The 14,224-nt window shown below is 41.5% G+C and carries 10 protein-coding genes; 4 read left to right on the top strand and 6 right to left on the bottom strand.

Annotation, left to right across the window (positions count from 1 at the left end):
- Window positions 1–217 precede the first annotated feature (217 nt).
- From JXR81_01685 to JXR81_01670, 4 genes are all read left to right on the top strand, one after another.
- Complete coding sequence (locus JXR81_01685; GenBank protein MBN2753556.1) at window positions 218–2,119, top strand: sensor histidine kinase; 1,902 nt, start codon at window positions 218–220, stop codon at window positions 2,117–2,119.
- Window positions 2,116–2,490 (top strand): response regulator, encoded by a 375-nt coding sequence (locus JXR81_01680; protein ID MBN2753555.1) that lies wholly within the window; start codon window positions 2,116–2,118, stop codon window positions 2,488–2,490. The genes JXR81_01685 and JXR81_01680 overlap by 4 nt, the downstream gene beginning before the upstream one ends.
- An 82-nt stretch (window positions 2,491–2,572) precedes the next feature.
- Window positions 2,573–5,164 (top strand): PAS domain S-box protein, encoded by a 2,592-nt coding sequence (locus JXR81_01675; protein ID MBN2753554.1) that lies wholly within the window; start codon window positions 2,573–2,575, stop codon window positions 5,162–5,164.
- A 23-nt stretch (window positions 5,165–5,187) separates the two neighbouring features.
- Window positions 5,188–8,319 (top strand): hypothetical protein, encoded by a 3,132-nt coding sequence (locus JXR81_01670; protein MBN2753553.1) that lies wholly within the window; start codon window positions 5,188–5,190, stop codon window positions 8,317–8,319.
- Window positions 8,320–8,351: 32 nt separating this feature from the next.
- On the opposite strand, the gene JXR81_01665 is transcribed toward JXR81_01670, so the two are convergent.
- The 6 genes from JXR81_01665 to JXR81_01640 form a co-directional block, all read right to left on the bottom strand.
- Window positions 8,352–9,377 carry a tetratricopeptide repeat protein gene (locus JXR81_01665; GenBank protein ID MBN2753552.1) on the bottom strand — a complete coding sequence of 342 codons (1,026 nt, stop codon included), beginning with the start codon at window positions 9,375–9,377 and terminating at the stop codon, window positions 8,352–8,354.
- 38 nt (window positions 9,378–9,415) lie between these two features.
- Window positions 9,416–9,865, bottom strand: a complete 450-nt coding sequence (locus JXR81_01660) for a hypothetical protein (protein MBN2753551.1) — start codon at window positions 9,863–9,865, stop codon at window positions 9,416–9,418.
- Window positions 9,866–9,886: 21 nt separating this feature from the next.
- On the bottom strand, window positions 9,887–10,948 hold the full coding sequence (locus tag JXR81_01655; GenBank protein MBN2753550.1) for an iron-containing alcohol dehydrogenase: 1,062 nt from the start codon (window positions 10,946–10,948) through the stop codon (window positions 9,887–9,889).
- Between the two features lies 1 nt (window position 10,949).
- A complete protein-coding gene (gene pnp, locus JXR81_01650) occupies window positions 10,950–13,061 on the bottom strand; it encodes a polyribonucleotide nucleotidyltransferase (protein MBN2753549.1) in 2,112 nt (703 codons plus the stop codon).
- 7 nt (window positions 13,062–13,068) lie between these two features.
- Window positions 13,069–13,338 (bottom strand): 30S ribosomal protein S15, encoded by a 270-nt coding sequence (gene rpsO, locus JXR81_01645; protein ID MBN2753548.1) that lies wholly within the window; start codon window positions 13,336–13,338, stop codon window positions 13,069–13,071.
- Between the two features lie 207 nt (window positions 13,339–13,545).
- A partial coding sequence (locus JXR81_01640) for a hypothetical protein (GenBank protein ID MBN2753547.1) occupies window positions 13,546–14,224 on the bottom strand: 679 nt, incomplete at its 5' end.

Genomic DNA, 14,224 nt, shown 5'->3' with positions numbered 1-14,224 from the left:
GCACCTCCATATTTCTATGCTACCACGCTTCGGAATAGGACATTTCTATTTTGCATATTTAGGACATTATCACTTTGCGGTTACAGTGTGTTCTGCGTGCAGCATAACCATTTTCTAAATTTTAATCTTTCATTGACTAATGAAGCGTTATAGATTTATAATATAGAAAGACAAGGGCTACGGGCGAGATTGTAACTTAAATACCCGCGGAGGGTTTTTGAAACTAAAAAATAAGTTTATACTTAGTTATTTTATCGTGGGCCTTCTTCCTTTATTGATTTTTGGCGCGTGGAGCGCCTTTAATTATAATAAAGTAATCTTAAAAAACACCTCTTCCTTTTACAAAGCCCAGTTATTTCAGATAAACAACAATATAATCACGCTGATTTCAAGCGTAAAATATTACATCGAAAAACTTTCGTCAGCTTCTTTCATTTACCCCTCATCAACAGCCCTTTATACAAATTTTATTAACGCTGACGAGAAAACTTTCAGATATAAAATAACGCCTGAAGAGCAGTTGATTATAAACGAATTCAGGACATATAAGATGACACACCCTTACATTAATTCCGTATATATGGGATTTGAAGACGGCGCCTTTGTGCGTTCCGAACCGCGGCCGCGGCCTTCAAAATATGACCCAAGAAAAAGGCCGTGGTATACCCTGGCGCTTGAAAATCCGGGAAAAGTAATGCAGGTGCCCCCGTATCTTTCTGTTACCTCTGACGATGTAAATATCGCCCTTGTTAAAACAATAAGCAGAAACGGAAAAATATCCGGCGTTATCGGAACCGATATAACACTGGACAGGATGAGCAATTTTATTCATAACATTGAACTGCTTAAAGGCAGTTATATAATGCTTACCGACGCAAACGGCATTATACTGACAAACCCGGACAAAACAAAACTTTTCAGGCCGGTTTCAGAACTTGGCGGTAATATCACACAAAGCCTTTTAATCAATAAAGAAGGGGTTATCAGGCTTGTATTAAACAAAATTGATTCCTACCTTTATTATTATACCTCTCCCGAATTCGGGTGGAAAATATGCGCAATAGTCCCGGCAAATACAATCCGGGAGCAGCATTTGGGCCTGCTTGCGGTAATGATTATCGCCATAATAATACTTGCCGGCTTATGCGCCGCAGTCTCTTTCTATCTGGCTAAAAAACTGTCATCCCCCTTTGACCGCCTTATCGCCGATATGCAGAAACTTACCGATAAAATAAAAAGCCAGGGCTATCCGCAGAAAATCAGCATTTCAGAAGACGATGAAATCCAGAAACTTGCCGATGCCTTTAACGAAATGAGCGTCAGCCTTGCATCGGCCTACCTTGAACTTAAAAGCAGTTTAAAACGGATAACCGAACTGGACAAACTTAAATCCGCCTTTGTGTCAATGGTGTCACACGAACTGCGCACCCCTCTTACAATAATCAAAGGTTCTTCCTCGCTGCTTGCAAAATCAATTGACTCAAACTTAAGCGAAAAACAGAAAGCGCTTATTGAAATGATACTTAACAGCGCGAATAAATTCCAGATAATAATAGATGACCTCCTGGACATATCAAAAATAGAATCCGGAGTATTCACAGTTAAGAAAATAATGTGCGATATTTCATCCGCGGCAAACCACGCCGCCGACGAAATATCAGAACAGGCTTCAAAAAAGAATATAACCATAGAAAGAATTTACGCTGACAGAATTATGTGGCAGGCTGATAGCCTGCGGCTGTCCAGGATTCTTTTTAACCTGCTTAACAACGCGGTAAAATTTTCGCCGGAAAACTCTTCCGTAAAAATAAAAATTGAAATTCTCGCAGGCAATAAAATATCGTTACCGGAATATCTTGAAAGTATAATTTCTCTTCGTGATAATTATCTGTTAATCTCCGTAACAGACAGCGGGCCGGGCGTGCAGGATTATTACAAAGATAAAATATTTGATAAATTTTTTCAGGTGGAAGACACCCTCACCCGCCAGCATCAGGGCGCGGGTATCGGTTTAAGTATTGCCAAAGGCCTGACAGAGGCCCACGGCGGCCTGATATGGGTGGTTTCCGACGGCCCTGATAAGGGCTCCACATTCTGCGTTGTGCTGCCCAAAAAATGAAAAATAATAAAACTGTTATCTATGTGGTGGATGACGAACCTGCAATATGCAGGCTTATCCGCATTGCCCTTGAAGATACGGATTATGAAATAAAAGAAGCGCACTCCGGGACGGACTTTCTGGAAAAGCTTAAAGACGGCCCCCTTCCACAGCTTGCGCTTTTAGACGTAATGATGCCAAAAATGAACGGATATGACGTATGCAAATTCATAAAAAGCGACAATACCCTGAATTCAATAAAAATAATTCTTTTTTCAGCGCTTTCAGAGAGTGATATGAAAATTAAAGCCGAAGACGCCGGAGCTGACGCCTATTTCTCAAAAAACATGGAACTTGAAGAACTTCGCGAAGAAATAATTAAACAACTTTAACGGCAGGCCATCCTGATATTTTTATGTTATTATAATTGACCTTAAGGCTTTAATTTATATATAATAAACATATGGAGACAAAATGCTGACTTATTTTCCCATAGGTTACATTCATTATATAGCTTTCACCCTTTACGTGCTTATGGCTGTTTATATCCTTAAAAACGGCCTGACTTCAAGAATAAACATATCCGCTGCCGGTATGATTGTGTGTTTTTCCCTATGGTCGCTTGGGCTGTCCATAAAACACAACCCACTGACCACCATGCAGACAGCATCAATTGCCGAACACATCGGGGCACTGGGATGGGTAACATTCCCGTTTTTTACTCTTTGGTTTTTCATGGAAATTTCATCAAAAAACAAATTCCTGAAAAAACCTTTAGTTCTCCCCCTGCTTGCGCTTCCGGGGCTCTTTTTCTATATCATTGAACTGTTTAACATGCTGCAGTTATCGCCCATATATTCAGTTTATGGATGGTATTCACCATGGGCAGATTCAAATTTACCCCTCTTTTATCAGCTGTACTACCTTTCCTATCTTGTTATAGGCCTTATCCTTCTGCTTAAACACGCCTATAAAAACAAAAGCAAAAAGAAACAGGCGCTGGTAATTTTCTGGGGTACTGTTGCCTCGATATCAGCCGGCACTTTTTCAGAAGTTATCGCCCCCAAACTTTTCAACTTTTACGGTGTCTTCACCGAAATGGCCGACTTGTATGTAATCATATGGGCCTCATCAATAACTTACGCAGTTACAAAACTGTCCGTCTTCAAACCAAACCCTGAAAATATGGCTCAAAAAATAGTATCCGAAATGAATGAAAGCCTTGTAATTCTTGATGATTCTTTTAATATTACTTATGTTAACTCCTCAGCTTCAAAACTTCTGGAAATTCCCGAAGGCAGTAAAAAAACACATAACTTTATTTCGGTATTTCCGTATATTGACGGCGGGGCCTCTTTTTTTGACACTTTTGATAAAACTTCAGGTTCAAATACGGTAAAAACCTTTGCCATAAACTCCCTTGGTAAAAAAATTCCGGTATCGGTTTCCATTACCCTTATCCGGAAAATAAACGAAACACTGGGCGCGGTATGCCTTATAGAAGATAAAAGTGAAAGTATCCTTTTTGAAGAGATGCTTCGCAAAGAACGCGACCTTGCCAAAAAATACATTGATATAGCGGGCGTTATGCTTGTGGCCCTTAATAAAAAAGGACAGATTACACTTATCAACAAAAAAGGGTGTGAAATACTTGGTTATTTTGACCGTGAACAGCTTATAGGAAAAAACTGGTTTGATGATTTTGTACCCCCTGACAACGCCGCTGACGCAAAAAACGTCTTTAAACGGCTTTCAAAAAATACAATTATTGATGGATATGTTGAAAATTATATTATACGCAAAGACGGCAAACGCCGCCTGATAAAATGGTCAAACGCGGTAATGTTTGACGATACAGGCATGTTTGCAGGAACAATATCATCCGGCGAAGATATAACCGAAGAAAAAGCTTATCAGGAAGAAATGGCAAAACTTGTGACAGCGGTCGAACAAAGTCCATCTTCGGTTGTTATTACAGATCTTTGGGGAAACATTACTTACGTAAATCCAAAATTTTGTTCTGTTACCGGCTATACCAAGAACGAAGCCCTTGGAAATAATCCGCGGATTTTAAAATCCGGCGAAATGGACGCTTCAAACTACAAAATACTCTGGGACACCATTTCTAAAGGCGGTCAGTGGCACGGCGAATTTCATAACGTAAAAAAAGACGGAACAAAATTTTGGGAATCAGCTTCTATTTCAGCCGTTAAAGATTATAAAAACAGAATCTTTTCCTACATTGCAATCAAGGAAGATATCACCGAAAAAAGAAAACAGGAAGAAATACTGCGCCAGAGCTACGAGAAACTTAAAGAACTTGATACATTAAAGACAAACTTTACATCCATGGTTTCTCACGAACTGCGCACGCCGCTTACTTCCATTAAAGGTTTTGTTTCTTTTCTTTTAGGCGGTGTAGGCGGAAAGTTATCACCCAAACAAAAGGATTTTGTACTTACCATTAAAAATAATTCAGAACGACTGCTATCATTAATTAACGACCTTCTTGACCTTTCAAAAATGGAATCCGGTACTTTTTCCATCAGCAAAAAGACCACCAACATAATACCCGTAATAGCTGCAAGCATAAGCGACATTTCATCAATCGCTGAAAAAAAATCAATAATTATAAAAATAAATTCTCCATATACCGCTTTTGATTTAAGCATTGATGAATACCGGATATCACAGGTTTTAATAAACCTTCTGAACAATTCAATTAAGTTTTCACCGCCCGGTTCACAGATTGAAATAGAACTTAAGGAAACATTAAAAAACAAGATCAGCCTGCCGGATTATGAAGACATGACAAAACTTACGGCAGAAAAATATTTATTAATACGAATTATTGACCACGGCCCCGGGCTTACCAAAGACAACGCCCGCCGTATCTTTGACCGTTTCTATCAGGTGGAAGACATAAACACCAGAAAAGCCCAGGGAACGGGTTTGGGGCTTAGCATAGTGGAAAACATAGTGCAATTACATGATGGCATTGTCTGGGCGGATTCTGAAGGACCCGGTCTGGGGTCTGTTTTTAGTTTTATACTCCCCTTACGGTAAATAATATATCTCAGGAGGTTTATATGAAGAAATTAATTATATTACTGTTTTTGTCGGCGCTTCCTTTTATTTCTTTTTCCGCGAATCTTGTTATAAATCCCGGCTTTGAAACCGATGCCAATGGGGACGGTGTGCCTGACGGCTGGGTAAAAAACACCCCTGACGGCATATCTTTGGCGCAGGGCCCTGACGGAAAATGCGCGCGGCTTGTAAACGCGTCAAACAGGTATATAGAACTTAATCAGGATATACCCATAGATTCCAAAACAATAAAACAGATTACCGTAAAATCAAAAATAAAAATTTTAAACGTGATTAAGTTTAAAGAAGAGTGGGAAATGGCAAGAGTTATGGTTTTATTTTTTGATAATAAAGGAAATCAGGTGGGCGGCTGGCCCGAACTTGGCCGCTGGAAAGGTACTTTTGACTGGTCTGAAAAAGTAAACGTATTAAACGTGCCGGAAGGCGCTTCAAAGATAACTCTGCAGGTTCAGCTTGCAAACTGCACCGGCGAAATGTATGCCGATGACATTAGCGTGGAACCGGGCGATAATTTACAGATACCCCGCGCGAAAGACGACCTTTTAATGAACGGGGATATGGAATTCGGTTCTTCCATGCCGTTCTACTGGGGAGGCTGGGTAAACGGCGAAGGCACCTTTGAAGCCCCCGGATATGAATCCTCCACATGCTTTAAAATTTACAACAAATCAAAGGCGTATTCTATGATTACCCAAAAAGTACCCGTAGTCCCCGAAAAAATGTTTGTGGTAATTTTATCCGGAATGATAAAAACAGAAAACATTATTCAGGGCGCCAATCCCTGGGACAAAGCAAGAATAAGCGTACTTTTTCTTGATTCTGCCGGCAACAGGATTGGAGGCTGGCCCGCGGTTGCGGGAGAAACCGCGGAAACAATATCAGAATGGACAAAATGGGAAAACAACTATCCGGTGCCTGAAGGCACCGCATTCATAGAAGTATCAGCAGGCCTGCTTGACTGTGCCGGCACAATGTACATAGACAAACTGCGCCTTGAAGCGCGCGACAGAAACGGCAAAGTATATGAAAACACCGAAATAAAACAGGAAGACCGCTCTGCCTGGCGCGCTTTCACCCCGGTGCAGGACCCTTTTACGCCGGATGCGGTGATTGACCTTACTTACCTTCAGGACGCGCCTGCCGGAAAACACGGTTTTATACAAGCCGGCCCTGACGGCTCTTTAATATTTGAAGACGGCACAAAAACGGCATTCTGGGGTACAAATCTAATGGGCCCGTCCATTTTCCGTTCCAAAGAAGACGTTGATTTAACAGTTAAACGGCTTTCAAAATTAGGGTGCAATCTTGTAAGGCTTCACCACATGGATGCCCCGTGGTCTGTTCCCAATATCTTTGAATCCGGCGCGGATAATACCAGAAACTTTTCTAAAGACAGCCTTGATAAACTTGACTACCTTATCTATAAACTTAAAGAGGCGGGAATATACGTCTTTCTTGACTTCCTTGTCCACAGGGAGCTAAAGCAGGGCGACGGAGTTGAAAATTACAAAACAGTACCCCGCGGCTTTAAGGAGATAATATTTATAGATGATAAACTTCAGAACCTTACATACGAATACATAGAAAAACTTCTTGAACACGAAAACCAATACACGAAAGTCAAATACCTGCACGAACCCGCGATTATATTTTCTGAAATTGTAAACGAAAGTTCCCTGTTTTACGCGGACAGAAACAAAGATTTATCCCCTGTCGCAATAAAAAAACTTGATGAAAAGTTTAACGAATTTTTAAAACAGAAATACGGCTCTGATGAGAAACTGAAGGAAGCCTGGATAAAAAGCGGGTGTGCTTTACAGGAAAATGAATCGCTTGATAAAAAAAGCGTGGCACGCGAACAGTTTAAAGTGAACTGGGGTTCCTGGGACACCATGTTTGAAGCTGTATGTAACGGCCGCGCCTCTGATACAAAAAGATTTTACGCCGAAACAGAAAAGAAATTCTATGACAAAACGATAAAACGCCTTAAAGAAAAAGGCTATAAAGCCCTTTTAACAGGAAGCAATCACTGGGAGCTTTGGGACGCGGAACTGGCCCTAAACGCGCAATACGACTTCATTGACCGCCACTCTTACTGGGACCACCCTTCAGGCGGCTGGTCCATGCGGGAAACCATAAACTTTTCAAATTCACCGGTTCTAAAATCACGCTTAAACACCATAGCGGAACTTGCCCACTGCAGGATACTTGACAAGCCCTTTACCGTAAGCGAATGGAACTGGCTTATACCCAACCGTTACAGAAGCGGCGCGCCGATTATAATGTCAGCTTACGCGAAACTGCAGGGATGGAACGCCATGATGCAGTTTGAATTCGGCACTGTCACTGCGCAGAATATTCTTGAAAATTTCACCGATTTTTCGCGCAGCCCGGAAGCCCTTTCCCAGTGGATACCGGCAGCGCTTATTTTCAGAAACAATTACCTGTCAGAAAGCAAAACATCGGCCGTGTCTTATCTTTCAGAAGACGATTTGTATAACAACCCAGCCACCGCTTTCAAACTTGCCGGCGGAAACTATGAAGCCCCGCTTTCAATGAAGGTGGCCAAGACGCTTGACGAATCAAAGAAGACAGCTGACGCGCCCGAAACTGACAGTAAAGCCGTATCCGATACCAAAGAACTTTTCTGGAATCTTGATGACGGCATTTTCAGAATTAACGCACCCAAAATTCAGGGAGCTACCGGTTTTCTTAAGGGCGTTAAATTAAAATTTAAAAACTTTAATTTAAAATGTTTGACAAATTACGCTTCGGTTTATCTTTATTCGCTGGACGGCAAAAACATAAACGAAAGCGGTAAGATAATACTTCATACTTCGGGAATATCCGATAACTCTTCCGTTAAATACAGCCCTGGAGGCAATTCAGTGATTTACGGCGGGTCGTCCCCAATAATTATAGAACCCGTCCTGACGGAGATAACTTTTAACCCCGGAAAATACAGGACAATGAAAATTTTTAAAATTGATTCAAACGGTTATAAACAGGCGGAATATAAAAATGTAACGGCAAAAGAAGGAAAAATTATAATTAAAACAGACGCTAAATCAGGCGCTATGGATTTTTTAATTGAGGTTAAACGGAGAAGGTAACCGCGCGCGGCAAGCGTTTTAAAACAGCGAGCTTAACTGTTAAGCTGCCTGATGGCAATTATACTCTGCCCCGCGTTATACGACTTGCCTTTTTTAACGCCGCCCCTTTGTTTGGCTTTTTCCATGGCTTCAAGAATGCTTCTTGCTTCAACATAAATTTTACTTTCGTTATAACTGCCGGCCCCGGCGTGCCCCTTTTTTACCACACACTCATACGTCATCATCTTTCCCGTATCATTATTTGTTTTTACGGCGCCGCTTTTACTCTGCCTGTTTGCCTCTTCTATAACAGACCTTGTTATGTTTAATACTATTTCCACACCGTCTTCATGTTTAAGAAGGTCTTTATAATCGTCTTTTATCTTATCAGGCATCCCGCCTTTAACATATATCATCCCAAGGTTATGCGCGGCATTTTTGTATTCCGGATCAAAAATCAGGCTCTGTTTAAAACTTTCAACAGCTTTTGCAAGCAGCCCCTGCCTGTAATACACAAGGCCTACATCATTATAAAGATGCGCTTTTCTAAGGTTATCATCGGTAAGTTTTATGGCCTTAAGGTAGTTAACTGCCGCCTGTTCGTTATTTTCCTGTTTAAAATAAATATCCCCCATATTTGCAGGTATTAAAGCGTTGGACGAATCATTCAATGCCGCTTTTCTGAAACACTTTAACGCGTCATTATAATCGCCGGAGTTTTTATACAATACCCCAAGATATGTGTTTATTTCAGCAATAATCCTGCCTTTTCCGCCTTTTTTTTGCGCGTATACCGGGGAATTATCAGGGTTAATATCCCTGTCTTTTATTGAAAGCAGAAGCGCGCGGGCATCGCCTATTCTGCCCTCGCTTAACGCTATAAGCGCGCGGTTTAAGGATGTGTCCCAGCTTTTTTCGCGGATATATGAATAAATATATTCAGCTTCAGAAAATTTTCCGCTCATAAACAGAATATCGGCGCGGAGTTTTTCCCCGCCTTTTATCAGAGATGCTTTTTCGAGGGCCGCGTCAAATTTAAATTCAGCTATATCTTTTAAAATTTCTTTTGAAATCTCCAAATCGCGGTTAACCTCCCCCTTGTATGTTTATTGCCGTTTTACTTTTTTTTATTTCTTTTTCGTTTTTCACGCAGCAATAAAGCCCGCTGCGAAGCTATTTCCGCTATTCTTGTGTCTTTTGAATATTTTACGGCAAGCGAATCATAAATGGCCGCAGCTTTCGCGTATTGTTTTCTACCTTCCATCTCATAGCCTTTTCTGAACTCTTTTTCAAAGTTTACAAGTTTTTCCCTTTCCAATTCGCTTAAATGGGTGGTCCAAAGATGGCCCAATTCGGTAAAAAATGATATCAGCAGTATATTTACAAAATACGCGGGAAAAACAGATGCCAATAAAAGGTTTAAAATGGTCAGCAGCCCCCACTCTTCTTTTTTCAGCATTGTCTTAGGCATATTTGACGCCGCTTCGGGGCTTTTTGTTATTTTTTCTATTATTTTTTTTACGTCTTCCTGAAGTTCCGGTTTAACACCTGGTCTCTTTTTACCCATGAAATTCTCCCTGATATGAAATCAGTAAAGTTTCTTAATAATATTATACATCAATTTATTGCTTATCTGCAGATTAATTTTGTCCGCGGCTTCTATTTTTCTGTATTTATCCACAACGGCATCAATTTCATCCTCTTTGATATTAAAAGCGGACAGTTTTAAAGGCAGGTCAAAACCTGAAAATATATCCTTTATTTCAGCGTCTCTTTTTTTATCCAAAACAGTTTCCTGAAATAAAAGGCCCATTGCCGCGTGCTCCCCGTGAAGGAATTCCCTTGCGCCTTTGGAAACCGTCATGGCGTGGGCGAACGCGTGCGCGGCATATGAAGTCCCGGAGTACCTTCCCATACAGGACATCATTCCGGAGTGAATAATATTAAGGTCGGCCATTTCTTCTTTCATTGCGTTATCGGCATTTTGAAATTTTACGGCAAGCTTATTGAAAATTACCGCGGTTGAAACGGCTCCCATGCTTAACACAATGGCGTCCTGCAGCGGTATATTTTCCGCCGGGCCCGTTGCTTCTGTTGCCTCAAAATATTTGCACATCGCGTCAGCAAGACCCGCGGCAAAAAATCCCATCGGAAGAGTGTCAAAAAATGTATAATCTATGATAAGTTTATCCGGCAGCGCCGAATCCATTGTGTTTTGATATACCCCTTGTTTATCATACATTACAGAAACAGGCGTGCATGAAGCGCAGGTTGCAGCGGATGTTGGTATAAGTATAAGTTTTACTTCCGGCAGGTCCCGCTTTATCAGTTTGCACAGGTCCATGCACTTGCCGCCCCCCATTCCTATTACTTCCTTTACCCGTGATTCCAGGATAACATTTTTCACCCTGAAAAATTCAGCCGGATTCATATCGCCTGAGAAAAGAACTTTTAAAACATTTTCATTTACGGTAAACGCGGAAGCAAACTGCCTGGTTACAAAACTGTCCGCTATTACCGCGGACCCCCGGCTGTCAGGTATAACAGTATCGGCAGCACCCCTGCCTTTTATTATTTCACAGGGAAATAAAAAGGACTCGTGCAGATAACCGCACGAGCCCGTTATATTGTCGTTATGGATCTTCTTCATTTTATTTTGCCGGCTGCTCAACGTCCTTCATGCTAAGGGCGATCTTTCCGGTCTTAGAATCAACGTCTTTTACAAGCACAACCACTTTCTGCCCTTCTGTAAGCACGTCTGTCACATTTGCCACCCTGTCTTTGGATATGTTGCTGACATGGCAGAGCCCTTCAACACCGGGAAGAATCTCAATGAACGCGCCAAAGTTCATTATCTTGATTACTGTTCCGTTGTATATGGCTCCCACTTCAGCTTCCTGGGTAAGTTCTTTAATCATACTCATTGTGTGCTGCATTATCTCTTCATCCTGCGCGAATATCCTTACTTTTCCGTCCTGTTCCACGTCAATTTTCGCGCCTGTTTCTTCAACAATCCTTTTGATGTTCTTTCCGCCCGGCCCGATTAAATCTTTAATTCTTTCCTTATTAATGTTAATCGTCCCTATCTTTGGGGCAAAAGGCGACATTTCCGCTTTATGTACGTTTATGGCTTTTTCCATCTTTTCTTTAATAAGGAAAAGCCTTGCTTTCTTTGCCTGCTCCAGCGCCTGTGTCAGTATTTCCAGCGTGACACCCTTTATCTTTATGTCCATCTGAATTGCTGTAACACCGTCTTCTGTTCCTGCCACTTTAAAATCCATGTCGCCAAAATGGTCTTCGGCTCCCTGAATATCTGTCAGTACTATAAATTTATCGCCCTGTTTTATAAGCCCCATGGCAATACCGGCCACATGCTTCTTTATTGGAACGCCTGCCGCCATAAGCGAAAGCGAACCGCCGCATACTGTTGCCATTGAAGAAGAACCGTTTGATTCAAGTATGTCAGATACCACCTGTACTGTGTAAGGAAAGTCTTCTTTGGAAGGCATAACGGCTTTTAACGCGCGCTCTGCCAGATTTCCGTGCCCTACTTCCCTGCGGCCTACGCCCCTTAACATCCTTGCTTCGCCCACAGAAAACGGCGGGAAATTATACTGAAGCATGTATGACTTTGTAAAATCGCCTTCCAGTTCGTCAAGCCTCTGCGCGTCATCTTCGGCGCCAAGAGTTGTAACAACAAGCGCCTGTGTCTGGCCCCTTGTAAAGATAGCCGAACCATGCGTTCTTGGAAGAATGTCAATTTCACATGTGATTTCCCTTATTTCATCAAACTTACGGCCGTCCGGCCTTATGCTGTCATTGGCTATCTGGTTCCTGATAATGCCGGCTTCAATTTCTTCCAGCACCATTTTAGCTTCAGATATTTTTTCGCCCAGTTCTTTTTCTGGAGTCTCTGCTGTTATCGCTTCAAGCGCCGCTTTTTTTGCATCCGCGATTGAATCATAACGTTTAATTTTATCCGCTATCTTCATGGCTTCCTGCATTTTAGATTTTGCAAGGCCTTCTACCTTTGCCTTAAAATCCGCAGGTATTACCTTAAGGACTACTTCCCTTTTAGGTTTGCCGCATTCTTTTTTAAACTCTGTCATGAACTGGCAGAGTTTTTTAATATTTTCATGCGCAATCCCAAGAGCCTGAACCAAATCAGCTTCACTTACAACATTGGTTTCGCCTTCCACCATTGTAATGGCGTCAATTGTTCCGGCAACCGTAATATTCAGGTCGCTTTCAAGCTGTTCGTCCATTGTAGGGTTAACCACAAATTTGCCGTCTATTCTTCCAACCCTGACAGCGCTTACAGGCCCGTCAAAAGGGATATCGGAAATATCCAGCGCCGCTGAAGCGCCTATTAACCCCAGCAGATCCGAATCGTTCTGCTTGTCAGCAGATATTACCGTGGCTATTATCTGAACTTCATAAAAAAAGCCTTCCGGAAAAAGCGGCCTTATCGGCCTGTCAATTATCCTTGAAGAAAGAATTTCTTTTTCTCTTGGCTTGCCTTCCCTTTTAAAAAAACCGCCCGGTATTTTGCCCGCGGCATAAAACTTTTCCCTGTATTCAACTGTTAAAGGAAAAAAATCCGCGTTTGGTTTTGGGTCTTTTGCCGCAACGGCCGTAACAAGAACCATTGTATCGCCGGTTCTTACAACAACCGCCCCGCCGGCCTGCTTTGCCATCCTGCCGGTTTCAAAAGATATTTTCTTTCCTGCTATTTCCACTTCCCTGGTTATGTAATTCGCCATCTTTGGCCTACTTTCTTATATCTAATTTTTTGATCAGGATTTTGTACCTGTCGTAGCTCTTGCTCTTTAAATAATCAAGAAGCCTTCTTCTTCTGTTAACCATCTTAAGCAGGCCATGCCTTGAATGAAGGTCTTTGGAGTGTTTTTTAAGATGTTCCGTGAGATAGTTGATCTTTTCCGTGAGAATTGCAACCTGAACTTCCGGAGAACCAGTGTCTGTGTCATGAACCTTGTAGTTTCCAATCAATTCCTGTTTTCTTTCTTTTACCATAGCCATTTAGTACACCTAACCTTTCTTTTTTTTGTTTTTCGGCCGCCGTTCGCGTCGGCAAAAACGTCAGACAGCAGCCCGAATATGCCAGTGGGGATACCAAAGGCAGATATCAAAATATCATATTCACATGGGGTTGTAAAGTTTTATTTCAGGCATTGTCAATGCAAAATAGAAATGTCCTATTTTCTGCAAAATAGAAATGTCCGGTTATCAAAGTACAGCCTGCCAAGAATCCCCGGTTAACCAAGGGTGGTTTCTGGCGGGTCTGATTTTGCTTCGCCCGACCTTTCTTACTACTTTTTCTATTTCAAACTCATTCTCGTATTTTCTTAATTGTTTAATGTGTATTTCAGAATATGCTATTCTTGAACCCTTATATTCAATAAACATTTTTCCATTTAAGGCCTCACAAATTAATACTTTTCTGCCTTTAAGAGCTAAATCGGTTTTTAACTGGTATAACTTACCTTCGTATGCCATTGTGTAATCGTTTCTTACAGTCCGCTCCGTCTTTATCACAAGTATCTTGTTCAGATCCTGTTCCGGCCTCAACTCCATATGCGTATCTTCTTCGTTTATGGGCTTCACACAAAATTTCCGGTTATGTTTTGGCAGATAATACTCTCTTAAAAACCTGTTTGCTTCTTCCATCGTATTTATGTTCTGCAGCCTCATTTCTTTTACAAGCCTGTCTTGATGTGTTCTAAATGACCGCTCTATCCTGCCTTTAGCTTGCGGCGAGTATGCATGGATTACTTCTATCCCAAGTTCCTTTAAAACTCTTTCAAATTGGCTCATTGGCTCTTCGCCTTTAAGCTGTTCTTCTATTGTTGCTTCTCTCTTCGATTTATACGTTGCGTGCCTATCTAAATACACTGTTTTAGGCAAT

It is taken from the genome of Candidatus Goldiibacteriota bacterium, from assembly GCA_016937715.1.
Lineage (GTDB): Bacteria > Oederibacteriota > PGYV01 > PGYV01 > PGYV01 > PGYV01.
This window is presented reverse-complemented; position numbering and strand designations above follow the sequence as displayed.